At 37.0% G+C, this 24,735-nt stretch carries 19 protein-coding genes and 1 pseudogene; 12 read left to right on the plus strand and 8 right to left on the minus strand.

Features of this window, described 5'->3' with window-relative positions; all coding sequences use genetic code 11:
• Window positions 1-35 precede the first annotated feature (35 nt).
• The 3 genes from AC27VX_RS01315 (at window position 36) to AC27VX_RS01325 (ending at window position 5,057) form a co-directional block, all read left to right on the plus strand.
• Window positions 36-998, plus strand: coding sequence for a T9SS type A sorting domain-containing protein (locus tag AC27VX_RS01315; RefSeq protein WP_488693476.1), 963 nt, complete (start codon window positions 36-38; stop codon window positions 996-998).
• A 489-nt stretch (window positions 999-1,487) separates the two neighbouring features.
• Complete coding sequence (locus tag AC27VX_RS01320; RefSeq protein ID WP_488693478.1) at window positions 1,488-3,848, plus strand: TonB-dependent receptor; 2,361 nt, start codon at window positions 1,488-1,490, stop codon at window positions 3,846-3,848.
• A 6-nt stretch (window positions 3,849-3,854) separates the two neighbouring features.
• The gene (locus AC27VX_RS01325; protein WP_236856806.1) at window positions 3,855-5,057 is read left to right on the plus strand and encodes a DUF4374 domain-containing protein; all 1,203 of its coding nucleotides are present in this window, start codon (window positions 3,855-3,857) and stop codon (window positions 5,055-5,057) included.
• Window positions 5,058-5,251: 194 nt separating this feature from the next.
• Here the strand turns inward: AC27VX_RS01325 and AC27VX_RS01330 are convergent, their stop codons facing one another.
• Complete coding sequence (locus AC27VX_RS01330; RefSeq protein ID WP_488693480.1) at window positions 5,252-7,378, minus strand: TonB-dependent receptor domain-containing protein; 2,127 nt, start codon at window positions 7,376-7,378, stop codon at window positions 5,252-5,254.
• A 10-nt stretch (window positions 7,379-7,388) separates the two neighbouring features.
• Window positions 7,389-8,597, minus strand: coding sequence for a PepSY-associated TM helix domain-containing protein (locus AC27VX_RS01335; protein ID WP_488693482.1), 1,209 nt, complete (start codon window positions 8,595-8,597; stop codon window positions 7,389-7,391).
• Window positions 8,598-9,172: 575 nt separating this feature from the next.
• On the opposite strand from AC27VX_RS01335, the gene AC27VX_RS01340 reads away from it, so the two are divergent.
• Window positions 9,173-10,708, plus strand: a complete 1,536-nt coding sequence (locus AC27VX_RS01340; protein WP_488693484.1) for a YifB family Mg chelatase-like AAA ATPase — start codon at window positions 9,173-9,175, stop codon at window positions 10,706-10,708.
• A 323-nt stretch (window positions 10,709-11,031) separates the two neighbouring features.
• Here AC27VX_RS01340 and AC27VX_RS01345 read toward each other — a convergent pair whose 3' ends face one another.
• Window positions 11,032-11,847, minus strand: a complete 816-nt coding sequence (locus AC27VX_RS01345; RefSeq protein ID WP_488693486.1) for a GLPGLI family protein — start codon at window positions 11,845-11,847, stop codon at window positions 11,032-11,034.
• A gap of 273 nt (window positions 11,848-12,120) precedes the next feature.
• Between AC27VX_RS01345 and AC27VX_RS01350 the strand changes: the two are divergent.
• Window positions 12,121-12,798 (plus strand): annotated as a pseudogene (locus AC27VX_RS01350) (YifB family Mg chelatase-like AAA ATPase); the annotation flags it as partial.
• A 40-nt stretch (window positions 12,799-12,838) separates the two neighbouring features.
• On the opposite strand, the gene AC27VX_RS01355 reads toward AC27VX_RS01350, so the two are convergent.
• Together AC27VX_RS01355 and AC27VX_RS01360 are read right to left on the minus strand one after the other, a co-directional pair.
• Window positions 12,839-13,768, minus strand: a complete 930-nt coding sequence (locus tag AC27VX_RS01355; protein WP_488693488.1) for an MBL fold metallo-hydrolase — start codon at window positions 13,766-13,768, stop codon at window positions 12,839-12,841.
• 228 nt (window positions 13,769-13,996) lie between these two features.
• Complete coding sequence (locus AC27VX_RS01360) at window positions 13,997-15,220, minus strand: spondin domain-containing protein (RefSeq protein WP_488693490.1); 1,224 nt, start codon at window positions 15,218-15,220, stop codon at window positions 13,997-13,999.
• A 203-nt stretch (window positions 15,221-15,423) separates the two neighbouring features.
• Between AC27VX_RS01360 and AC27VX_RS01365 the strand changes: the two genes are divergently transcribed.
• The gene (locus AC27VX_RS01365; RefSeq protein ID WP_488693492.1) at window positions 15,424-15,717 is read left to right on the plus strand and encodes a hypothetical protein; all 294 of its coding nucleotides are present in this window, start codon (window positions 15,424-15,426) and stop codon (window positions 15,715-15,717) included.
• Window positions 15,718-15,832: 115 nt separating this feature from the next.
• Here the strand turns inward: AC27VX_RS01365 and AC27VX_RS01370 are convergent, their stop codons facing one another.
• Window positions 15,833-18,040 (minus strand): S46 family peptidase, encoded by a 2,208-nt coding sequence (locus tag AC27VX_RS01370; protein ID WP_236856813.1) that lies wholly within the window; start codon window positions 18,038-18,040, stop codon window positions 15,833-15,835.
• Window positions 18,041-18,126: 86 nt separating this feature from the next.
• On the opposite strand from AC27VX_RS01370, the gene AC27VX_RS01375 reads away from it, so the two are divergent.
• Window positions 18,127-18,561, plus strand: coding sequence for an META domain-containing protein (locus AC27VX_RS01375; RefSeq protein ID WP_488693494.1), 435 nt, complete (start codon window positions 18,127-18,129; stop codon window positions 18,559-18,561).
• 205 nt (window positions 18,562-18,766) lie between these two features.
• Here the strand turns inward: AC27VX_RS01375 and AC27VX_RS01380 are convergent, their stop codons facing one another.
• Window positions 18,767-18,955 (minus strand): hypothetical protein, encoded by a 189-nt coding sequence (locus AC27VX_RS01380; RefSeq protein ID WP_236856815.1) that lies wholly within the window; start codon window positions 18,953-18,955, stop codon window positions 18,767-18,769.
• 158 nt (window positions 18,956-19,113) lie between these two features.
• On the minus strand, window positions 19,114-19,821 hold the full coding sequence (locus AC27VX_RS01385; RefSeq protein ID WP_236856816.1) for a LytR/AlgR family response regulator transcription factor: 708 nt from the start codon (window positions 19,819-19,821) through the stop codon (window positions 19,114-19,116).
• Window positions 19,822-20,015: 194 nt separating this feature from the next.
• Between AC27VX_RS01385 and hflX the strand changes: the two genes are divergently transcribed.
• The 5 genes from hflX (at window position 20,016) to AC27VX_RS01410 (ending at window position 24,728) form a co-directional block, all read left to right on the plus strand.
• Window positions 20,016-21,239: a GTPase HflX gene (hflX, locus tag AC27VX_RS01390; RefSeq protein WP_236856817.1), complete on the plus strand. Its 1,224-nt coding sequence runs from the start codon at window positions 20,016-20,018 to the stop codon at window positions 21,237-21,239.
• Window positions 21,239-21,865, plus strand: a complete 627-nt coding sequence (locus AC27VX_RS01395) for a DUF4919 domain-containing protein (protein ID WP_488693497.1) — start codon at window positions 21,239-21,241, stop codon at window positions 21,863-21,865. Before hflX ends, AC27VX_RS01395 begins: the two co-directional genes overlap by 1 nt.
• 28 nt (window positions 21,866-21,893) lie before the next feature.
• Window positions 21,894-23,180 (plus strand): cation:proton antiporter, encoded by a 1,287-nt coding sequence (locus AC27VX_RS01400; protein WP_236856819.1) that lies wholly within the window; start codon window positions 21,894-21,896, stop codon window positions 23,178-23,180.
• A 24-nt stretch (window positions 23,181-23,204) separates the two neighbouring features.
• Window positions 23,205-23,924 (plus strand): DNA alkylation repair protein, encoded by a 720-nt coding sequence (locus AC27VX_RS01405; protein WP_488693499.1) that lies wholly within the window; start codon window positions 23,205-23,207, stop codon window positions 23,922-23,924.
• Window positions 23,925-24,059: 135 nt separating this feature from the next.
• Window positions 24,060-24,728, plus strand: a complete 669-nt coding sequence (locus AC27VX_RS01410; RefSeq protein WP_236856821.1) for a hypothetical protein — start codon at window positions 24,060-24,062, stop codon at window positions 24,726-24,728.
• Window positions 24,729-24,735 lie beyond the last annotated feature (7 nt).

Genomic DNA, 24,735 nt, shown 5'->3' on the forward strand with positions numbered 1-24,735 from the left:
GATGTTTAAATAAAAATCAACTTAAATATCTATATATGAAAACAAAACTAATTCTTTTAGCGTTTGTATTATTCAGCTTTCTGAATATAAAGGCGCAGTGTAACCCGACAATAAGCAGTCCGAGGCTAGGTTTGAAATATCCTGCCACCATCCTGTTCTGTGATACGGAAGATGAGATACTTTCTACGACGCAGAGCTATGGAAGCTATCAATGGTATAAGCAGGAATGGACCTGGCAGACCCCCAATACCAATCCTTGGGTAGCCATTCCGGGAGCCACATCACAGCAACTGACTGTCAATGGCAGTGAACAGCTGAATTATTTTAAAGTCATAGTTAAAGAAGGTGACTGTACAGCAGAAAGTTCTGCCGTTTTTGCAGACGGATTTGTCTATGGTCTCCCTGCTATGATGTCTACTTTCACACCGGGAACCTATGAACAGACAGACACGGGAGCGGTGAATGTATGTAACGGAGCTACCGTAAAACTTGAAAATATTTTTCCTGCAGTATATGGCAAGCACATTTGGTTCAAGTGTGTTCCGGGAGCCAATCCTCCGGCCGGAAATGATCCTTGTATAATCCCTGGCGTAGTAGGCTCCACCTATAATGCTGTAGCTTCTGGAAAATATGGATTTTATGCCTGCACAGAATACTGTCAGGATCAATGCCAGATGTTAGACCCATTTGCATTTTTAGAACTCAACTTCGGAAATTGGGAATTTTGCAGCAATCTGGCAACAGGAGAAGTAAAGGCTAAAGATAATCAACTGAGAATATATCCAAATCCTACAGCACAGTTCCTGTACATTGGTAAAGAAAATGAAGAATATAAACAAATTAAGATCATGGATATGTCCGGAAAGCTGATTCTGACAAAAAATGATCATCAGTATAAGCAGGCAATTGATGTAAGCCACCTGGTACCGGGAAATTATATTGTTCTTTCCAAAAGTACTAAGGGAATTGAATATAAAAACAGATTTGTAAAGAAATAAGATTAAGATCAGAACTCAGAAAAGTTTAAAGTTTGATTGTGGTAGGAAGTACGGGTGCCGGAAGAAGAACGTTCCTTGTTCAATAGAAGAAGAGCAAAGCACTTTTTTTTAATACTTTAAGTGCGGCAGATGAAGAGTGTTTTATTAATCCTTGTTAAATAATGATCATAATTAAATCCAATGGAAATTCTTCTTTTCGGCATCTGACTTCTTTACTGATAATCTATTTGTTAGTTTTAATAATGGTTGGGATCGGTACAAATTGATTTTGTGCCGATTTTTTGTTAAAAATAGCTAGCCTCACGTACAAGAGGAGCTCTCAAATTTCAATTCGATGTTGTTAATGCTTATTCATGATTATAAGCTAATTACACTATGTATCTAATATTATTCATTAATTATAATTAGAATAAATAAAAATAAAAAGACTTTTTCCTTTGGAGATTCATAGGTATCCTTTAATTTTGCTATTTATAATAATTATAAATAATGAAATTGTATCAGCGTATTTTTATCTTTCTCATTTTTACCCTTTCAATTTCCCTCATCAATGCACAAGATGCTGGTTTTACCATTCAAGGAGTGGTGCAGGACCATACAAAAAAGGGATTAAGTGGAGTGTCCATTTTTATTGAAAATGCAAAAATCAAAACACAAACCGATCAAAATGGAAATTTCAGTATTCATTACAAGAAGGGAGAGGCCACATTGGTTTTCAGTCTGGATGGCTATAAAAAGCTCAGAAAGAAAATGAACTTCGGCAGCGAAGTATCTTCGGTAGGTATTCAGCTATACGAGGATAAGGCAGTTGTAGAAGAAATTATAGTACACGGAAAAGGTAAAGTGAAAGCACTGCAAGACGGTGCTTTTACCGTTAATGCTATAGATGTTGCCAAATTGGCCAATACCACGGCGGATCTTAATCAGGTTCTGAACAGAACTACAGGGATCAAAGTTCGCCAGCAGGGTGGTGTGGGTTCAGATTATAACTTCTCTATCAACGGAATGTCCGGAAAAGCTGTGAAATTCTTTATAGACGGCGTTCCTTTGGAAATGCTTGGGAAAGGGGTAGACCTGAGTACATTACCTGTAAATATGGCTGAGCGTGTGGAGATTTATAAAGGTGTTGTTCCTATTCATTTAAGTACTGATGCTATGGGAGGTGCTGTAAATATTATTACTCCCGGGAGCAGCAAGAACTACCTGGATGCCGGGATAAGTGTAGGATCTTTTAATACACAACGGATCAATCTGAATGGAGAGGTTAAAGATGATAAAACGGGAATAATCCTTCGCATCAACAGTTTTTATAACCATTCTGATAACAACTACCTGATGAAGGATATGAAAATCTGGAATGCAGCTAAAAACGAATATGAGCTAAGAAATGTAAAACGCTTTAACGACAGATATCAATCTGTTTTTGGTATGGCTGAAGTTGGATTTGAAAATAAAAGCTGGGCGGATTCTTTCTTTGTAGGAATGTCACAGTCACTTTTCGACAAACAGATACAGACAGGATCCAACCAGGAAGTAGTTTATGGTGGAGTAAAGCAAAACGGAGAAGCTTATAATTACTTTATGAAGTATAAAAAGACTAATCTCTTCAATGACCGTCTGGATGTGAATGTTTATGCAGGTTTTTCTAAAAGTACTCAGAAAGCAACCGATACCCTTATGCGTAAATATAGCTGGGATGGTACTTTCGAGCCTGCTGCTTCAAGTGAAAAAGGAGGCAGTAGTATCATAATGCAGTACGAAGACCGCTTTTATTCACAAGCTGGGGCTACTTACAGAATAGCTGAACATCATAAGCTTATTTTTAATTATGTACTCGATTATATTAAAAATACCACATTCAATAAACTTGAAGAGCAGAAAGAAAATGTGTTTCCTGCGAAGATGACCAAGCAGATCTTGTCTATGGCTTATCAGCAGGACTTTTTCAATAAGCACTGGACTAATATTTTCTTTAGTAAATATTATCGCGTAGGACTTCAGAAAACGGTTTTCGATCCGGTGACCAGAACTGATTATCCTGCAAAAGATAATTTTAGTAACTGGGGTTACGGATTTGCTACAACTGTAAAGATTACGAGAGGAATGGGGATAAAAGGATCATTTGAACATGCCTATCGTTTGATAGAGCCACAGGAAATATTTGGAGATGGTGTTGCTGTAACGAGTAATATGGATCTGAAGCCTGAAACCAGTAATAATGTAAACGTGGGCCTATACTATAATCACCAGTGGGGATCACATGCTTTCCGGATAGAAGGTTCAGGGTATATACGTGACACAAAGGATTTTATCTATACGGTTCCTAATCTGTACAACAGCACCTTCAAATATGAAAACCTGTCCAATATCCTTACCCGCGGACTGGAAGGAGAGCTGAGCTATCAATACAAAAGACTCCTGAACGTGTTAGCGAATGTAAGCTATAACAAAGCTTATGACAATACAAAATTTGCCAACAACAGCGAGGATGTAGTTTCAGCAACTTACAAAAAAGATGTTCCAAACCAACCATGGTTATTTGGGAATGTGAATGTAAGCATCGGAAAAGATGACTGGTTTCAGAAAGAAAGCAGGGTAGAGCTTTACTACGGACTACAGATGACAGAGTGGTTCTACAAAAACTGGAAATCCTACGGAAATCCTAGAAATATTCCGATTGTTCCAAGACAAACTCTGCACAACATAGGTATAAGTTATTCCATGAAGAACGGAAGGTATAATTTGGCGTTCGATGTAACCAACCTTAGTGATGCACTGGCATATGACAACTTTAAACTTCAGAAGCAGGGACGCGCTTTTTATGTAAAATTCAGATATCTCCTTAAGTAAAAAATCATGACACAATATTTAAGAAATAGTATATTTTTAATACTAATATGTTTATCCGTAATTGGCTGTGAACGTGAACCAGGCTCCGACAGTTCCAATAGCGGCGAAAAAGACTATAAATACTTTCTGCTTTCCGCTTTAGGAAGCTGGCCCAACACTGTACATTATATGACGGCTACCAATGACCTTACAAAAGGTGAAATGGATATTACCAAAGAAGGAGACGAGATAAACTCTAAAGGAACCTATTCCTATATTGTAAAAAACGGTTTTATTTATAATTACAAAACCGATCAGGGGGTGCTCAAAAAGTTTAAATACACACAGGATAGGCTCACCACCATAAAAGAAGTTCCTTATACCTATATTACTGATATTTCCAGCTATGTATGGGTAAATGATAACACTTTGGTAGTTGTGGGAGAAACAGGAGATGGCCAGCACATACGCTATACCATTTTCAATGTTGCTGATCTTAGTATTATCCGTCAGGGCGAGATTGAAGGATTTCAGCCTTTCCCGAATGCTTATAATTTCTACGCACTGGGTGCTATGAGTTATATGGATGGACAGATCTATTTGCAGTACAACTTCCGCGATGGTAAATGGCTTACGCCGGAATATTATAACTTTGCTGTAATAGATTATACCACTTTCAAAGTGAAAAATTCAATAACTGATAGCCGGAGCCCTGGGGTTGCTAATGGTTCCCCCTATTTCAAAACGACTTTTACGAAGGATAAAGAAGCTTTTTACTACACTTGTTTTCCACGTGCAGGAGCAGGATCAAGTAATATTTATCTTTTCAGGGCGCTTAAAGGTGCTACTTCACCCGATGCAGGGTATCAGATAAATCTTACCGATCTGGTAGGAGGTAAATCTCTGGAAACAGTGATAGATTATATTGGCAACAATAAGATGGTGGTTCTGTACCGCGATCCTGCATTAGGGAGTACCTATAATGGTCGGTATGCCATCATAGATATCGAAACCAAACAATTGATTCGGATACTGGATGAACTGCCGGGAGATGAACCCTATGAACAAGGGATGTTTTTTCAGGATAAAAAGTTATACATCGCGGTAAACACAAATAAAGGAGGCAATTATGTATGGATCTATGATGTACAAACTGACAAAGTAACTAAGGGCATGAAGCTTCCGGATGGTATTTCTGGCTTTGCCCGCTTCGATAAATTATATGACTAATCACAGGCTATCAATTTGGTAGAAAATATTGAATATTTAATTGGTAAAAAAAACTGTTCTCAAAATTATTGAGAACAGTTTTTTGTTTCCGCTTAATAACTCTGAGGCGGTTCCCAGGTTTAACAAAAAAATGACCGGGAAAATATCCGGCCATTCTAAGCTTTTCGATAGCTTTTATATAAATGATTTAATGTTTAAAGTTTGTAATTAAACGAGAGCGTTACCACCCGGCTGTCCAGATTGTATTTTTGTCGGATTGTAGAACTGAAGTTATTTCCGGTTACACGGTAATTATTTGTTTTTAACAAATCTGTCACTGCAAGTTTTAAAGTTGCTTTATCCTTCAATAATGTTTTCGAAATCCCCAGTGTCAGATCAAAATAAGCATCGCGGATAAACAAGCCAATATTTGATTTCGAGAAATACTGTGCGTTAACCTCTGCTTTTACACCTTTTGCAATGCTGAAGCTGTTTTGTGCATTTAATGTAAATGCCAGTTGTGAGCTGTTTACTGAATAATTCTGGTAATCACCTTTATACTCATTGTTGAATACATTAAGCATGGAGGTAAGCGACCAGAACTTGAAAAGCTTTGTTGTTGCTGTGATGTTGGCACCATATACATAAGACCTGTTCAGGTTGTCCTGAGTCTTTACCAGGATTCCTGTGTCCGGCTGGTAGTTGTAGACTTCTGTCATTACATCATTTGTTACACTAAAGTAAGCTGATGCTATGATATATTTTCCCCAGGTATACCCCAATTCTGTTGCATAGGTAAACTCCGGATTCAGATTTGGATTTCCTTGCCAATAGTTGAATGGATCATCATAAAAACGAAACGGGTTCAGGTCGAAATGACTCGGCCTGTTGATCCTTTTACTGTATGAAGCATAAAATCCATGCTGATCATTCATCTGGTATTTGATGGATGCGCTTGGGAAAAGATTGGTATAATTCCTTTTTCTTTGCTCCCGGGATGTTTTCTGGTTGATGTCTGTATGGGTCATTTCCGTTCTCAATCCCAGCTGGAAGTTCCATTTCGCCAGATTTAATTTGTAATTGGCGTATAATGCATGAATTTGCTCTTTATAGACATATTCATTACTTGCTTTATCGTCATTTATCCAGTCTTCACCCTGTTGTATAAAATACTCTGAAGGATTGTTGTTAGACTTTACAGTAGACTTCAGACCTGCTTCCAGATTATGTCTATCGCTAAAAGGGAGTGTAAAATCGACCTTGGCATTGAAGACCTTTAAGCGGGAAGCAATGCTGCCTCTTCTATTGTTAAACTTCTCTGTTCCCTGATTCACCAATGCATCAGAAAGCTGATTCTGGCGGGAATTGAAACGTGAAGTTTCGTATTCCAGATCTACATCTACCTTATAGTCCTTATCATTGAAGATGTGCGTACCCTTTAGATTATACGTATAGTCGTACCAGTTTTCTTTGCTTTTGTTATCCGAAAGTACATGAGCAAAAAGATTATCTGCAGGCTGAAATATTCTGTTTTCACCCCCCGAAAAATCTTCATATCTTCCTATTTTAGCATCAAATAAAGCACCAATAGTCGTTTTATCACTGAAAGCATAATCTGCACCAAATTTAAAATTATTGGAGGTTAAAGGCTCGCTGGTTATTGAATTTTGATCTGTTTTCCTTGTGATTTGCTGAGGTTGTTTTTCATCAAAGAAAACCTGGCTAAAGACCCGTCGTTCCTCCTCACCACGGAAAGTATAACTATAATCTCCATTCAGAGAAAGCTTCTTATGAGTATAGCTCAGGCTCAGTCCGGTATTAATTCTATTTTTACGGCCTCTTCCGCCATTCAGGTAATAGTTGCCGCTAAAGCCTTCCAGTGAACTCTTTTTAAGAATAATATTAATGATACCTGCATTTCCCGCAGCATCGTATTTGGAGGATGGATTTGCGATAATTTCAATATTCTTTACCAGTGTAGAATTGGTAGAGCGTAATAAGTTGGCCAATTCCTTAGTTGATAGGGAGCTCAGCTTACCATTAATCATTACACTTACCCCTTTCTTACCACGTAAGGACAGCTCGCCCTCCTGCGAAACCACCACACCGGGTGTTTTACCCAGTAATTCCAGGACAGTTGTACCATCAGACAATACACTGTTTTCAACATTAAAAATCATTTTATCAGCCTTTTGCTGAAAAATTGCTTTGCTGCCTTTTATAACAATGCCACTAATTTCTGAAGTTTTTTCTGTCTGCAAAGAATCTTTCAGGCTTTCTTCCGTTTGTCCGTAGGCATTCAGGCTCGCCATTAGAGGTAACCATATATAGTGTTTCTTCATGTTAATGGATTTAGGTTGTTGTTTTCTTTTTATTTCTCCGGCCCCACCAGATCATAAACCCGGTTATCGGCAATGAAGCGCAGAATAAGCTCATTATGAACGCCAGTATTTTTCCCGGCATTCCAAAGAAAGCACCCACGTGCAGATCATAGGTGGCATCTGTAGCTCTTTCTGCCATGGGCTTGTCTTGATGCGGGCGGCTAAACAGAAGTTTCCCCGAATGCTCATCAAAAATCATCATTGAAGACTCGGCATAAGTGAATTCTTTTTCTTTGATCCAGACACTTAGGTTATCATGTTGGTGATCAGCGTCAGCATGATCTTCCAAGTCAATTCCAAAGGAATATGCCTTTGGGTAGTGGATTTTTACCTGTTCTATGATGCGGTCTATAGTTGTTGCTGTTTCCACAGATTCCGGAGCAGTTGTTTTGTACTTACTGTAATCTGGTGTAGCAGTGGAAAAGCCATTGAGTAATGCATATAACCATATTTGGGTAATACGGAAGGAATACATAATCCCTGTAATAGCAACAATAATGGCTAGAAAGGAGGCATAAAAGCCCAGTATATTATGTACATCGTAGTTCTTGCGGCGCCAGCCTTTTACCTTCTCCCAGCGAAACCATAGACGCTGTTTGCGCATCTTTTTGTTCTTCGGCCACCATAGGATAATCCCTGTAATCAGCATTACCACAAAGATAATGGTAGATACTCCCACAATAGTACCTCCAATTTTATTGCTCAGGAGCAATGAGCGGTGTAGGATCATACTGATAAAGAATGGATTGTTTTTTACATCATAGATTGCGAGTACCTTTCCGGTATATTGGTTTACGTAAACGTTTTTATAAACAATAAAGGTGTTAAAGTGGTTCCACCCATCAGGATTGATTTTAATCAGTCCGAACTGGTAGGAGCGGGAAGGGTCCATAGGGATGGTGACATCATCTGTTTTGACGATTTCGTTTTTCAGTTGATCATTGACGAGGTCTTTTAGCTCGCGTATAGGAATAGGCTTTTTATGCTGGATATCTTTCTCTCCATGATATGAATGTTCTTTACGCAATGCAGAAGTAATGTCTTCATTGAAAACAAAAAATGCACCTGATAAAGAAACGATTAAAACAATGATACCTGAAAGAAGTCCCAGCCAGAGGTGGGCTTTCAAAATATATTTTTTGAAGGTTCCCTTAGACTTCTTTTTAACGACTTGCTGCATTTATACGGTTATTATTACTATTTAGTCTTATTAAAAATAAATAAAATACAAATATAGTTTTATTTATAATAATTCTAAACAACGCGATGCTTTATTTTACCTTCAAAACCTGACTTTTATTAGGATTTATGAGATTTGATATTTATTTCAGGATAAAAGAGAGACCGGCAAAAAGATGCCGTTTTTAAGGTAAGTTCTGGCATGATAGTAATAATTGTAGACGTTAATGGAATGATTTTTCCTGAACAAAAGATAGAGAAGCAACTATGATAAGTGATCTAGAATATTACTTGGCAAAGTGATCTCTCCAAAGAGAAATAGATCCGTTGAACAAATTCCCCGGAGTTTGAGACTTTAAAAAGCTTCGTAAAGCCTATTTTATCCTAAAATTTTTAGCGTACTTAAGGAGCGAGCTTATCTTAATTACATGCAAGCCTAAATAGCGCTGATGGTAAAATTTTAATACTCCTTTTATTAATATCTTTTTTAATTTATTTGTTTTTGTAGAAAATAAGCAGCTTATCTTACAGATTTTCAAAATAGTATATTATTTATATTTACTTCAAAAAGTACTTATGTTGATCAAAATTTATGGAAGTGCCATTCATGGTGTTTCCGCTCAGACCATAACTATTGAAGTAAATGTAGATACCGGAGGAGTAGGGTATCACTTGGTTGGACTTCCTGATAATGCTATTAAAGAAAGCAGTTACAGGATTTCTGCTGCATTGAAGAATGTAAACTACAAGATTCCGGGGAAAAAGATTACTATTAATATGGCTCCGGCAGACCTTAGAAAAGAAGGTTCTGCTTATGACTTGAGTATCGCTATTGGAATTTTAGCGGCATCAGATCAAATTCTAGCTGAAGAAATTCAAAACTATATCATTATGGGAGAGCTTTCGCTGGACGGAAGTTTACAGCCCATCAAAGGAGTCTTACCCATCGCTATTCAGGCAAAAGAAGAAGGCTTTAAAGGAATTATTCTTCCTGTTCAAAATGCGAGAGAAGCAGCTATTGTGAGTGATCTTGACGTATATGGAGTGGAAAATATTAAAGAGGTGATTGACTTTTTTAACGAAGGAAAGGTTCTTGAGAAAGTAGTGCTGGATACCAGAAAAGAATTTCATGAAAAGATTAATAATTTCCCCTTTGATTTTTCTGAAGTTAAAGGTCAGGAAACAGCCAAAAGAGCTATGGAAGTTGCCGCAGCCGGTGGGCATAATATTATCCTGATCGGACCTCCGGGAAGTGGAAAAACAATGCTTGCCAAAAGAGTTCCAAGTATCTTGCCTCCACTTACCTTAAAAGAAGCGCTGGAAACCACAAAGATACATTCCGTGGCAGGTAAAATGGGAACCGAATCATCCCTCATGACTGTTCGGCCCTTCAGAGCTCCTCACCATACAATCTCAGACGTAGCACTCGTTGGTGGAGGAAGCTATCCGCAGCCTGGAGAAATTTCTCTTGCCCACAACGGAGTCCTGTTTCTGGATGAAATGCCGGAATTTAAACGAACCGTATTGGAAGTAATGCGTCAGCCTTTAGAAGACCGTGAGGTGACCATTTCAAGAGCGCGTTTTACCGTAAATTATCCTGCAAGCTTCATGCTGGTAGCCTCAATGAATCCCAGTCCAAGTGGTTTTTTTCCGGATGATCCCAGCAATACCTCTTCAGTATATGAAATGCAGCGGTACATGAATAAGCTTTCCGGACCGCTTCTGGATAGAATAGATATTCATATTGAAGTTCAGAAAGTGGAATTTGAACAGCTTTCTGAAAAGAGAAAAGGTGAAAAAAGCAAAGATGTGCGTGAACGTGTTTTGAAGGCAAGAGAAATTCAGAATGAACGTTATAAAAACCTTAACATCAGCAGTAATGCCCAGATTGGTCCCAGGGAAATTGAAGCTTTTTGTGAGCTGGACGAAAGTTCTTTTAATCTTATAAAGATAGCTATGGAAAAACTGAATCTTTCCGCAAGAGCCTACGATAGAATTCTTAAAGTTGCCAGAACCATTGCTGATCTGGATAGCTCAGAAAATATTCTTTCCCAACATATTTCTGAAGCCATACAATACAGAAGCTTGGACAGAGAGTTTTGGAATGCTTAGAAGTAAAGCAACGGCAAAGAATTACTGTGATAAGCTATGAGTTACTTTAAAACGATATTTTTTTATTTCATAGCCTTTGTTTTGACTGGATAATATATATGTTGAGATATGCAAAGACTGCGAATTTCGTTATATATGTACAGACTGCCGAGCATTTACTGAAAAAACTCATCAAAACAAAGAAGGTTTAGATACTTCTAAACCTTTGAAATGTGGCTATGATCCTTATACGGAAGAATGGAAAGAATGGAGTATAAATCCTTTAAAAGAAATGGCTATAAAATACTATGGAATTAATAAATAGAATTCAATTCAGACTATTTTTATTTGAAATCTACTTTATAATTTAATTCTATTGGATTATTTTTACTTATAATATTTTTTTTAATAGACTCTTTCATATCTCTGTGATTTGCTTCAGAAATGTTGCCAGATGCATCTTCATTTAAAATATCTCCTTTTTTAAGTGTAGATAAAGGATTATTGTAAAAGTCGGTTTGTATTTTTTGAAAATCATCCCAAGTAATCAATTTCTGATATTTTGAGGGATATAATTCTTTCCATTTTAAATCTTTGATCTGTACCAGTTCAAATTCATAATCTTGTTTTTCATCATATATTTTTATGATTAAGCCAGGTAAACCATTAAAAATATAAGGACCGTCAGAAATTGGAATTTCAGATGTAAACCAAGCATTCCAGATCCTACCTCCATAAGAAGTTTTAGCCTTTTGACAAAAATAATTTCCGATTTTTTGTTTTTCAGGCAATATTTCCCAATCGAGCTTATCATTAATTTTTATGGCAAACGTTGAATATACTATAGGAATGAATACGTATTTTAAAATAGTATTTGCTTTAGTATCTTTTTTCACATAGAGTTGCTTATTATTAAATTCAGTATCAAACCCATTAGGATATCCTCTTTTAACGGCTAATGAATCTGATTTTCGGAACATTATTGAACGAAATAGTGATAAGTTTTTATCTGTATCTAGGTAATAAGTTATGGCCTCCGTTTTTTTACTGTCAGTATGAGGTTTATATTTTAATTCATAGATAAAGCTTGATTTCTGCCCTAAAAGGTTACATGATATTATTACAAATAAAATCAAATAGTATTTAATATTTCTAATCATCGAATTATATTATAAATTCATAAAAAATATTCATTTATTTTTCCAAAACGGAGGGATTCATATTGATATCGGCTCAAAAGATAAGAATGAAATATCAGATTGAAGACTTCCCGTTTTTCAAACAGTTAATAAATATAAAATATACTCTAATACACTAAAACTTCTTTCGTATAGAGCCATGGACTAAGTCCATTTAACGATTTATGCGGGTGATTACTGTTGTAATCACTCTGCCACTCGTAAGCCAATAGCATTTTCTTTTGTAATTGACATGGAGGAAGCTATCCGCAGCCTGGAGAAATTTCTCTTGCCCACAACGGAGTCCTGTTTCTGGATGAAATGCCGGAATTTAAACGAACCGTATTGGAAGTAATGCGTCAGCCTTTAGAAGACCGCGAGGTGACCATTTCAAGAGCGCGTTTTACCGTAAATTATCCTGCAAGCTTCATGCTGGTAGCCTCAATGAATCCGAGTCCAAGTGGTTTTTTTCCGGATGATCCCAGCAATACCTCTTCAGTATATGAAATGCAACGGTACATGAATAAGCTTTCCGGACCGCTTCTGGATAGAATAGATATTCATATTGAAGTTCAGAAAGTGGAATTTGAACAGCTCTCCGAAAAAAGGAAAGGTGAAAAAAGCAAAGATGTGCGTGAACGTGTTTTGAAGGCAAGAGAAATTCAGAATGAACGTTATAAAAACCTTAACATCAGTAGTAATGCTCAGATTGGTCCTAGGGAAATTGAAGCTTTTTGTGAGCTGGACGAAAGTTCTTTTAATCTTATAAAGATAGCTATGGAAAAACTGAATCTTTCCGCAAGAGCCTACGATAGAATTCTTAAAGTTGCCAGAACCATTGCTGATCTGGATAGCTCAGAAAATATTCTTTCCCAACATATTTCTGAAGCCATACAATACAGAAGCTTGGACAGAGAGTTTTGGAATGGATAATGTGGACCTCTTTTTTATAGCAAATAGGTTAGGTCGTATTTTATACCCCGTTTATTTCTGGGTCTAATTTAAGATTGATAAAAAATGGATTGTTGTAGGCTTTAGGAACCCATTGAAACTCATCATTTACCTTATTTATATACCCTATACCCGGCCATGGAAGGTGAGCAGAGCAGATAAGTGTTCTGTTTTTGTAACAAGTTTCCAGAACTTTCTTACGGGTTTCAATTCCTGTTTCAAAGTCTATATCCCATTGCGTTCCCCAGTCCGGCTTCGCAATAAGTAAAGGAGAATGAAAGATATCTACCACATTGGTGAGTGACAGGTTTCCATTATACACCGTATATATAATATGCCCTGGAGTATGCCCTGGAGCAGGCTGTGTTTGAATACATGAGAAAAGCTTGTCTCCCATTTCAAATTTTGTAAGTAGATTATCAATAGAAGAAAGGATTTTTCTGACCAGAGGAATACTGGGTTTCCCGCCTTCAGGATTTTTACTTTTTTGAAAATCTGGTGTATCAGTCATCCAGAATTCAAATTCCTGGCGCGAAATGTAGTAATGTGCATTAGGGAATACAAAATCACCGTTCTTAGAAAGGATTCCTCCTATATGGTCTCTGTGAGCATGGGTAATCAGAACATCCGTTATAGACTCAGGGGTAAATCCTGCCGCTGCAAGACTATATAATAGCTGCCCTGCATGCTTTTCATCATAAAATCCCTCTCCGGTATCTACTAAAATGATACGTTCATCTTTTTTGACAAGCATTACGTTAATAGGTGCTTCATAATAAGACTCCGATAAATAAAGATTACGGAGTTCATTTTTTACAAGACTTTGAGGGATTCCGGGTGCTAAAATCGGCTGATGATAACCTATACCAAAATAGCCGTCAGAAAGTATAAAAATATCCAGTTCATTGCATGGAATATGTATAAATCCATGATCTCTCAGTTTTTGGTCCATATTAAAAATGAGGCGTATTTTGTTTTTGCAAATTTAAATAATATTCTGATATCATTGATTCTCAACTGAGAAATTGATAAGTTAACTCTGTGTTTTAAACTTTTAAGAGGTTGGTATTTATGTTTTTAAATTGCTTTTTTTTGCTAAAATATCTCGGAATATAAGTTAACTATTAAAAACACCGCCCGGACATATTGCCTGAGCGGTGTGATCCAGCAAAATATTAAATTAATTCACAGTTACTTTGATCACATTCTGCACCGCAGGAACCGGATATTGGCTCCCTACTTTAGAAATGTTCATGTTTTCAGGCTGTGGAGTCCCCCCGAACAATGCCTGATGATTTCCGGCTCCAGGATACTGATCAATCCCGGTTCCCGAATCAAATAGTGTAGTTTTTGAAGTAAGATCTCCTTTAGCATTGGCTTCGATACTTTGTTCATTGGCGTAGAACCAGTCATTTGAAAAACCAAACATGGTTGCATAAGCAATTTTATCCCCCGGGTCTGCAGTGAAAGCAGCCATAACCTTATTTCCTGGTGTCACTGGTGCGTTTCCGGCAATATATACTGCTTTTACATTGGATAAAGCTTTCAGACTGTTTTGAAGTTTTGTTACATTTCCAGACTGAGCAATCTCTTTTAGTCCCATTCCGCTGTCACTTTTCCCCAATTCATAAATTGGATTTTTATCCCCGCGGTAAACAACAACAATTGCAGGAGAAAGACCTGTCATAATTCCAGTATTGGCATTTAACTTCAACTTCATTTTATCAATATTTCCCATTTGGGCAATATCTGTAATTTCAGGATTTGAAAGAGCATTAGGAGTAAAAAATGGAGCACTGTTTAGCAGCTGAGATCCATTGTAATTAGAAACGGCCCATACTCCGGGTGAAAAAGGAGTTTCATTGGCTGTTCCGCCTGAGGTATTGGTAATGGTCAGTGTAAACTCAGAGGTTACATCATTATAAGCAAGGTTTAGTTTCATCAGCTGGGAGGCATTTACATTAGAAACCTGCATGATGGGTTTACTTTCCGGCTGCCCTGTCATGTTGTCTTTCGTTCCGTTGTCCCATAATAATACACTTGAAGAGACATCTCCGGTGATGGCATTTCCATTCATGTCAAAAAGTTTAATTCCAGGATGTTGAGAAGCGAAAAACCAGTCTTTGGACGCTCCATACATCGTTGCAAACATCAAAGCCTGTGTTTTTCCTGCACTGAACTTAATAGAAACAGACTGTCCTGGCAGAATAACCGGAGCAGTTCCTGTTCCCTGGAAGTTTCCGCTTTGTACAAAATCTTTTGGGGTAACTATATTTTCAAAAGTAATTGTCCTTTGAGATGGCGTATCCATCATATTGTTTTCCGAATTATCACATGATGCAAGTACCAATGCAGCAAGAATACCGGCCGCTGGAGCCACGATTTTAAAAAAGGTCTTTTTCATAAGAATAAATTTTTAATAATTATTATTGATTATTAAAAGTATAGTCGAGCCCTTTTTTTAATCCTGACAAAAAAGATAAAAATAATTTCTTACTGAATAAAAGATGCGTCAGGTTTTGTCGCAGTACAGGAAGATATTTGTAGTAAGTTAAAGGAAAATAATTTCTCTGTGATTTTAATTAATCCCAAAGCAAAGAACATTCAATGAATAATTTTAGGGTATTAACTAAAGATTTTTCAGCTAATGAAAGTGCTGTCATAGATATCAGATCTTTAGGACTTATAAATAGGTTCGGAACATTAATATTTGAAAATCAAACAGGAAAGGCAGCTCAATTTTCTTGGCAGAGAGATGAGACTCCTTACGGTGAAAAAAGGACAGGCTATTTTAAAGAGATAATGAATGATCTAGGGGTAAAAGTAAGCCATTATAAAGGTTTTATCACCTTTACCAATGGAGGTGGAAGTCAGCATTTGGAAGTGGAATTACAAGTGTGATGAAGAATCTTTATATTCCATTTGTCCCTTCCAGAATCACCCGAGTCATTTTAATCTTCAAAATAAAAAAACCGTGAAAGTAAATTTCACGGTTTCAAAAATAGATCAAAAAAGATTATTTTTTCTTTATTTTCTTGGGAGTTACAGTAGTTCCTGAATTTTTAGATTTTGTATCAGCCGGAGTATTGGCATCTCTTACAAGCTTTAATTCATCAACTATTCTTCTTGCACCCGCATATTTATCGATTGTCCAAAGAACGAAACGAACGTCTACGTTGATTGTTTTCTGAAACTCAGGCTCGAATACGATATCACCGCTTAATGCTTCGCTGTTTCCATCGAATGCGATACCAATAAGGTTTCCATCTCCATCAATTACCGGAGAACCAGAGTTCCCACCTGTAATATCATTGTTAGAAAGGAAGTTTACCGGCATATAACCAGCAGCATCAGCATACTGTCCGAAATCCTTAAGGTTATAAAGATCGATCACTCGTTGAGGAAGGTCAAACTCTTCATCACCTTTCTTGTATTTTCCAACAAGACCAGTCATGTCAGTATAATAGTTATCCGTAATACCGAAATAGTTTCTGTCATTTCTGATAGGAAGCTTATCTACAGTACCATAAGTTAATCTCATTGTAGAGTTAGCATCAGGATAGAATTTCTTCTCAGGCATTGCCTTCATTAATCCTGCTAAGAACAGACGGTTCTTTTTTGCAAAATTGTCATCTACCTGAACGTATCTTTCGGTGCTCATTTTTTGGTCAGCAACAATTCCGTTAGCAGCTTTCCAAAGTGGATCAGCATCAAGCTTCAATGGATCTGGATTCAGTAAGAAGTTTGTTGCAGAAGTTTTGTTTGCAAAAATTGAAGAGTAGGCCAGATTAGAAACTGTTTTAGCATCCAGTCCTAAAATAGTAGCAGAAGCAATTTCTTTATTGGTTACTTTTGTTTGGTACAGGTTTACCATAGAAGTAAGCATTTCTCCTTCCAAACTAGTATTGATATTTTCATAAGCCGCTTTAATGGCAGCTTCAGTTTTAGCTTTCATAGCCAATCTTCCCTGCATATCCTGAGCAGCATAAGCCTTAAGAGCAGATCCTACCTGCATAGCAAGAGACATGTATTTTGCATTTTTTGAGAATTGAGAAGCATAGTTTCTTTCAACATTTCTTTCAGAAACCTGCTTATAATAAGCCTGGATGTCTTCCAAAATACCGTCATAAGATTCATTTCCAGACATCATAGACCATTTTCTGAAGATGTCTTCGGTTTTTTGCTTATCAGCAATCGTTCCGTTTTTCTCTACCGCATCAATCGTTCCTTGTCTGTTCTTCCAGTAGTTGGCTACAGAAGCATATTGAGAAGCATAATTAAGCTGAGTAGCTTTATCCTTATCCATATATTTCTTCATTACGTCCATAGCTAATTTGGAAGCTTCAACCCATGCCGGGTAATCTTTGCTTACCATTTGCTCAATTCCGTAAGAAGTAAGGTAACGGTTTGTTCTACCGGGATATCCTAAGATCATAGAGAAATCACCAGGCTTAATTCCTTTAAGAGAAACCGGCAGGAAATGCTTAGGCTTCAAAGGAGTGTTGCTTGGAGAATATTCAGCAGGGTTTCCTGCAGCATCAGCGTATACTCTGAAAACCGTAAAGTCAGCAGTATGTCTTGGCCATTCCCAGTTGTCTGTATCTCCTCCGAATTTTCCTAATGATGAAGGTGGAGCACCTACCAATCTGATATCTTTATAATCCTGGTATACGAAATAATAGAACTCATTTCCGTTAAAGAAATCTCTTACTACTACAGTATATTTTCCATTTGCAGAGTTTTCTGTTTGGATCGCTTTAGTTTCAGCGTCAATCACAGCTTTTCTCTCTGCTCCGGTCATATTATCGTTCAGTTTGGAAGTGATTCTTTTTGTAGCATCATCCATTCTCACTAAAAATCTTACATAAAGATCCTTTGCATTGAATTCGTCTTTCTGTTTCATTGCCCAGAAACCATTCTTTAAATAGTCTTTTTCCGGAGTAGAAGCAGCGGCAACAGCACCATAACCACAGTGGTGGTTGGTAAATATAAGTCCTTTATCAGAAACAATTTCACCTGTACAGAAACCACCGAAACTTACGATAGCATCCTTTAAGCTTGAATTGTTTACAGAATAAATTTCTTCAGGCGTCAGATGTAGGCCCTCTTTTTGCATATCAACACCGTTAAGTCTTTTGATGAGCATAAGCAGCCACATCCCCTCATCCGCCCTCATCTGAGCAAAGCCCAGTAAGAAAGTGAATAGTAGAAATAGTCTTTTCATTTTATAAAATAATTTTTGTGTCGCTAATTTACTAATTTTTACGAGATTCTGTCCCGGATTGGTATGAAAATGGGATGATAATTCACATGAAAAAAATACTATTATCACTTTTTACGGTTTTGTTATTAGGAGTGGTTGTGAATTGTTCCACAATACCGGGTAAAAATCCTAACCTACAAAGACAGTGGATGCTGATCACTTTCGATGGCTTTTCTAAAGATCAGCTGATCGCCAAGAAAGCTGAAATCAATTTGACATCCAGTATTGTTGATGGTAAAATTCAGGGAAGTGCTTACATGGGATGTAACAGAATGTCTTTTATTTCGGAGTTTAAAAAAGGAGGTAAGGTAAAAATATCTTCAGGCATCAGTACAACGATGGCGTGTCAGGATATGAAGCTGGAAACATCTTTTCTGAAGAAATTTGAAACCATGACATCCTATTTGGTAGAAGGACATTTTCTTACCTTATCAGATGGTAAAGGAAATACAATGAAGTTTGTAGCAGCAGATTGGGATTAAAAGCAATATTATAATACTATACTAAAAGTCCGCGGTGTCGCGGACTTCTTTTTGTTTGAAAAATCTAGTTGGGTTATCAGCTTTTAGTTGGTTATCAGTTTTTAGAGTGATTAGTTTTTTATTTCCTCCGGATTTATAGTATTGAGAAATCCGGTAAATGTCGTCTTTGTGTTCCTAGAATTTATAATGTTGTGATCTGCCTGTCTTATTGTTTTTTTCTGATCTCATCGAAGCCTGCCATATTGGAGAAGCTTTTATTGGCTTTCCCTACACTGCAGTAAATGAGGGCAATATCTCGCGATATATCTGTTTCTGCTGCTGAACTTGCTGATTGAGCATAGAGGATGAAGTCAGAAGAGCGGGGAATGGTATAAAAAATAAATGTTTTTTCCATGGCTGACAGTTTATAATTCATTGATAACGAACTTAATTAAGAGGGAATTTTGGGAAGACTAAATTACCACCTATCCAGATCAGATAATAAGAAAATAGACCAACGGCAGAAATAATAGACCAATAGCATTTTGTGAATCCGGTCGCAATGAGTTTGTTTTAAGGGTGAAAGAACGATAGGTTATCCTTGTAAGCTCTGCCGATGGGAAGTCTGATCTTATGTGCCAGTTCTATTTCATGACAGCTTTTTCCACGGATAAGGTGGCGGGGAACAGCATAACTTCTGTGTATCCTTACAAAAGTGTCAAAAAAATTCTTTTGGAGGAGATTTCCGAGAGAATTTAAAATACAGTGATTTTTTTCAAGAGTTATGATTCTTGTATAATCTTTTAGAGCTTCCAGGTATAGGATATCTTTCATTTTAAGTTGAAGAATATTGCCGCCCTCTTTGATGTTGATACAGTTTTCACCTACCATAGCATCATAACATTTGCACTTTTCTTTGATTTCAAAAAAATTAAAAAGCCGCTGCATAGAAAGATGAAAACGCTCTGATAGTAAAGGTTTGGTAATAAAATCCAACGTATCGGTCTCGAAAACACTGGCTGCCAGCTCCGGATGGGAACTTACAAAAATACAGGCAGGAATCTTTTGAGCCAGTTGGCGGAATTCCAGTCCGCTCATTCCTTTTAAATGGGTTTCTGTGATCAGAAGATCAATAGAGGAGTCGAGATAGGGAATTGCTTTTTCTGCCGAATCAAAAGAGCCGACAATCTGTATGTTTTCATACTGCCTGATATAATGCTGAAGAACCAGCCTGTCCAGTTCATCATTATCAATAATCATACATTTAATATGGGTAATCATGATTGTCCGGATATTAATTTTTAACGTAAATGTCTAAAAACTAGAGAAATATTAATTAAAGTTACTGCTTTTTCACCAAATTCTGCGGATGCAAACTTAAATTTATATTAAAATATGTTATTATATAAAAATTGATTTTGTTTTTTTTCGGAAAAATATTAACTTGTAAAAATCATAAACATAGATAGAACTTAATGTTAGAAAAGAAAGAACATAATTATGAGAAAGCTGTCCTGGTAGGTGTTATTACACAAAATCAGGATGAAGAAAAATTGACGGAGTATTTGGATGAACTGGAATTTTTAGCTTTCACAGCAGGCGCAACTATAGAAAAGCGTTTCACTCAAAAATTAACTCAGCCGGATTCTAAAACCTTTATTGGAAGCGGAAAGGCAATTGAGATAAAAGAATATGTAAAAGAAAACGGGATCGGAACAGTCATTTTCGATGATGAACTCTCTCCTTCGCAGCTTAAAAACCTGGAAAGGGAAATGGAGGTGAAAATTTTGGACAGAACGAATCTTATTCTTGACATTTTTGCCCAAAGAGCACAGACTTCTTATGCAAGAACTCAGGTGGAATTGGCACAATATCAATATCTTTTGCCTCGATTGACCAGGATGTGGACTCACTTGGAGCGCCAGAAAGGGGGAATCGGAATGAGAGGTCCCGGTGAAACGGAAATTGAGACTGACCGTCGTATTATCCGTGACAGAATATCTTTATTGAAAGAGAAACTGAAGACGATTGACAGGCAGATGGCTACACAACGTAATAACCGTGGAAAGGTAGTGCGTGCAGCGCTGGTAGGATATACCAATGTAGGGAAATCTACCCTGATGAATTCTATTTCGAAATCTGAGGTTTTCGCGGAAAATAAATTATTTGCAACACTAGATACCACAGTAAGAAAAGTAGTAATTGGTAATTTACCATTTCTGCTTACTGATACGGTAGGGTTTATCAGAAAATTACCAACTCAGCTGGTGGAGTCATTCAAATCTACTCTGGATGAAGTTCGTGAAGCAGATCTTTTGATTCACGTTGTGGATATTTCGCACGAAAGTTTTGAAGATCACATAGAATCTGTAAATCATATTTTAATGGAAATCAATGCTCATCAGAAACCAATGATTATGGTTTTTAATAAGATTGATGATTTCAGCTATGATAAAAAAGACGACGATGATCTTACTCCTTCAACCCGCAGAAATGTTTCTTTGGATGAGTGGAAAAGAACATGGATGGCAAAATCTAAACATCCAACCGTTTTCATCTCCGCTTTGACGAAGGAAAACTTTCCGGAAATGAAAAAAATGATCTATGATGAAGTAATGAAGATTCATATTTCAAGATTTCCGTACAATGATTTCCTTTTCGAATATTTCGATAACGACGAAGAAGAAAGCAACAATTAATGAAATATCATTTTTTCCTTTTATTCATTATATTTTCGGTTTTTGGCTTCAGCCAGAAATCAAAAGTTGATTTAAAAGCTATTGAGAAAAGCCTCAAAAATCCTGATTCTCCATACAATTACGAGAAACTTATTTTCAAATATAAAGGCTATCCAAAGTCTTTAGACAGTATAGAATCACAATATCTGTACTATGGGAGAAACTTTCGAAGCGGGAAGGTGTTAACTACCGGAGATGATTTCAAAAGTCTGGCAGAGGCTTTTAAGCAAGGTCGCTTTGAAGAATGTATCAAACAGGGGAAAACATTGTATGATAAAGATCCTACCAATCTGGATATCCTTCTGATCCTTCTAAGGGCCTATGATTCAATGAAAGATGGGAATAATTTCATACACCATCTCAATCAGTTCCGTTCCCTTACAGACGGAATAAAGAGCTCAGGAGACGGTAAATCTGAGAAAACAGCTTATCTCGTTAATTCTGTGGGTGACGAATATATTCTGCTGAATATCCTGAATATAGGACAGGATTATACCAGAAATTCAAAAGTTGCTAAAGACGGGATGTATGATATCTGGGAAAAAGAGGGCCGGCAAACTTATATCAAAATACTTTATTTAGACTAACTAATTAATCTTTTAAAAAAAACACTTAGTGGAGTTATATTATTCATTTTCAGCATTAATCGTATTAGCATCTATATTCGCCTATCTTAATTACAGATTTTTAAAACTTCCAAGTACCATTGGGATCATGGTAATTGCCATTGTGGTTTCTATTTTTCTTGTGATGTTTGGGGAAACGGTTCTTCCGAGAACTTTCGGACATCTTCACAACCTTATGAACGGTATCGACTTTACGGAAGTTTTGATGGGCGCTATGCTTAATTTTCTGCTTTTTGCTGGAGGAATTCATATTAACATTAATGATCTCAAGGAACAGTTCAGGCCTGTAGTGATTTTTTCCACGGTGGGAGTTGTCATTTCCACCTTTGTAGTAGGGTTCGGAATGTTTTATTTATTACCATATGTAGGTGTACAGCTTCCTTTTATCTACTGTCTTGTATTTGGAGCATTAATTTCTCCTACCGATCCGGTAGCGGTTTTAAGCGTACTGAAACAGGCTAACGTATCAAAGTCTCTGGAAACGAAAGTGGCCGGAGAGTCCCTTTTCAATGATGGTATGGCGGTTGTGGTATTTACTGTGATCTTACAGCTTGCGGTAGGGAAGGAAGTAGATCTGGGAGTTGAAACAATCGGATTGCTTTTGCTTAAAGAAGCCGGTGGGGGGCTTTTGCTTGGGGTTTTGCTTGGATGGGTTACTTCAAGGCTTATGCGTGAAGTGGATGACTATATTATCTCTGTACTGGTAACGCTTTCCGTAGTGATGGGAGGTTATCTTATCGCCAGACAAATGCATATTTCAGGCCCATTGACCATGGTGGCAGCAGGATTGTTTATGGGGAACTTTAACAGGAGTTTCAAAATGAAATCCGTTACTCAGGATTATCTTATCAAATTCTGGGAACTTATTGATGAAATTCTGAATGCCGTTTTGTTCCTGTTCATCGGATTTGAACTTTTGATGATTAAAGATCTGAAGCATTATATGATTCCGGGTGTATTGGCGATCATTGTTGTTCTGCTGGCAAGATTTATTTCTATTTGGGGGCCTACCAAGTTTACCTCTCTAAGGAGGAGCTTTAGTCCGCAAACGGTAAAAGTATTGGTCTGGGGAGGAATCCGGGGAGGGGTTTCCATTGCTTTGGCAATGTCTATTCCCAAAAGTGAATACAGTGAAATTATTTTAAGTATAACCTATTGTGTAGTAGTATTCTCAATTATTGTACAGGGGCTTACCATTGCTAAAGTGGCCAATCCCAAAAAGATTGCAATAGAAGAGGAGGAGCAGGAAAATAGCGTTCTGGAAGAAAAAGTTTAATTGCAAAATTGACAGCAGTTTCCAATGAAAAGTATAGTCAAAGAAATAGAAGAAGCCTTAGCTGTTTTATCCATTCCTGAAAAGGCCGAATTCTTTCCAAGATTCTTCAAAACCGGAAAAGGAGAATATGGTGAAGGTGATTTGTTTCTGGGTGTAAAGGTTCCGGACCAGCGGTCTGTAGCGAAAGAATATTATTCGAAAATAAGCTTAGAGGAGCTTAGTATACTGGTTTCTTCAAAATATCATGAACATAGGCTGACCGCACTTTTTATGCTGATTTCTAAGTTTGAAAAAACAAAAGATAAAAATGTAAAAGAAGAGGTAGTGGCATTTTATCTGAATCACCTTCCTAATGTCAATAACTGGGATCTTGTAGATTCAAGCTGCTACAAAATTCTGGGTAGATATGCTTTTGAAAACCAGAAAGAACATCTTCTGAGAGAACTTTCAGAGTCTGAAGAGATGTGGCATAAAAGAATGGCTGTTGTAGGAACTATGCATTATGTGAAAAAAGGCTCATTTGACCTTACAAAGGAATTCGTGACAAGAAACCTGAAGCATCCGCATGATCTTATGCATAAGGCAAACGGCTGGCTGCTAAGAGAAATGGGGAATAAAAATGAAGCAGAATTAATCAGCTACCTGAATCTGTATTATAAGGAAATGCCGAGAACCTGTTTACGGTATGCCATTGAAAAACTGGATGAAGATCTTCGTCAGGATTATCTGAAGGGGCATATTTAAAAAACATAAAATACAATAGCAGTATCATTTTCTATCCTCAAAAAGTACCTGAAAACCGCTATTTATGTTCAGAAAATCAAAGATTGTAAGGATTTAAAGACGGAATTGAGTAATTTTGTCGTTTTAAACCCAATCATGAAAAATCTTATTAAATTATTCCTGCTTTTTATTCCCTTATTGCTTCTGACGAGTTGTTTCGATATTTTAGATAAGGTGAATCTAAAGGCGGACGGCACAGGAGAGTACACTATTATTCTCAATGCCAGTAAAAGTAAAACAAGGCTGGCATCGATTTCTAAAATGGAAACCATAAATGGTAAAAAAGTTCCAAAAAAATCCGAAATTGAAAATAAAATCAATGAAGCTGCTCAGATTTTCAAAGGAACTCCGGGGATCAGCAATGTAAAAACTTCCATGGATTTTGATAATTATATCCTCAAACTGAGCTGTAATTTCAAAAAGATCGAAAATATCAATGCCGGATTAGAAAAGCTTAAAGCTCAGAATATATTAGGCAAAATGGTCCCTACGCAAGTCTACAGTCAAAACCTTGAGAAAAAATTACTGACCAGAAACAAAGTCAGTACCTTTAAAGCAGATTACGACAAGATGAGCAAAGCAGACAGGGAAGTCTTTAATGATGCCAAATATACTTCCATTATGCAGTTTGAAAACACAGTGAAATCCCAGACAAATAACGCCTATCTGCTTTCCCCGAACAAAAAAGCACTCAAGCTGGAGGCTGATGTTCTGGATGTAATCCTTCAAAAAAAACAAATACAAAATACAATCCTTTTTCAATAAATTTCTA

The organism is Chryseobacterium sp. 14P4.3.2 (genome assembly GCF_057799275.1).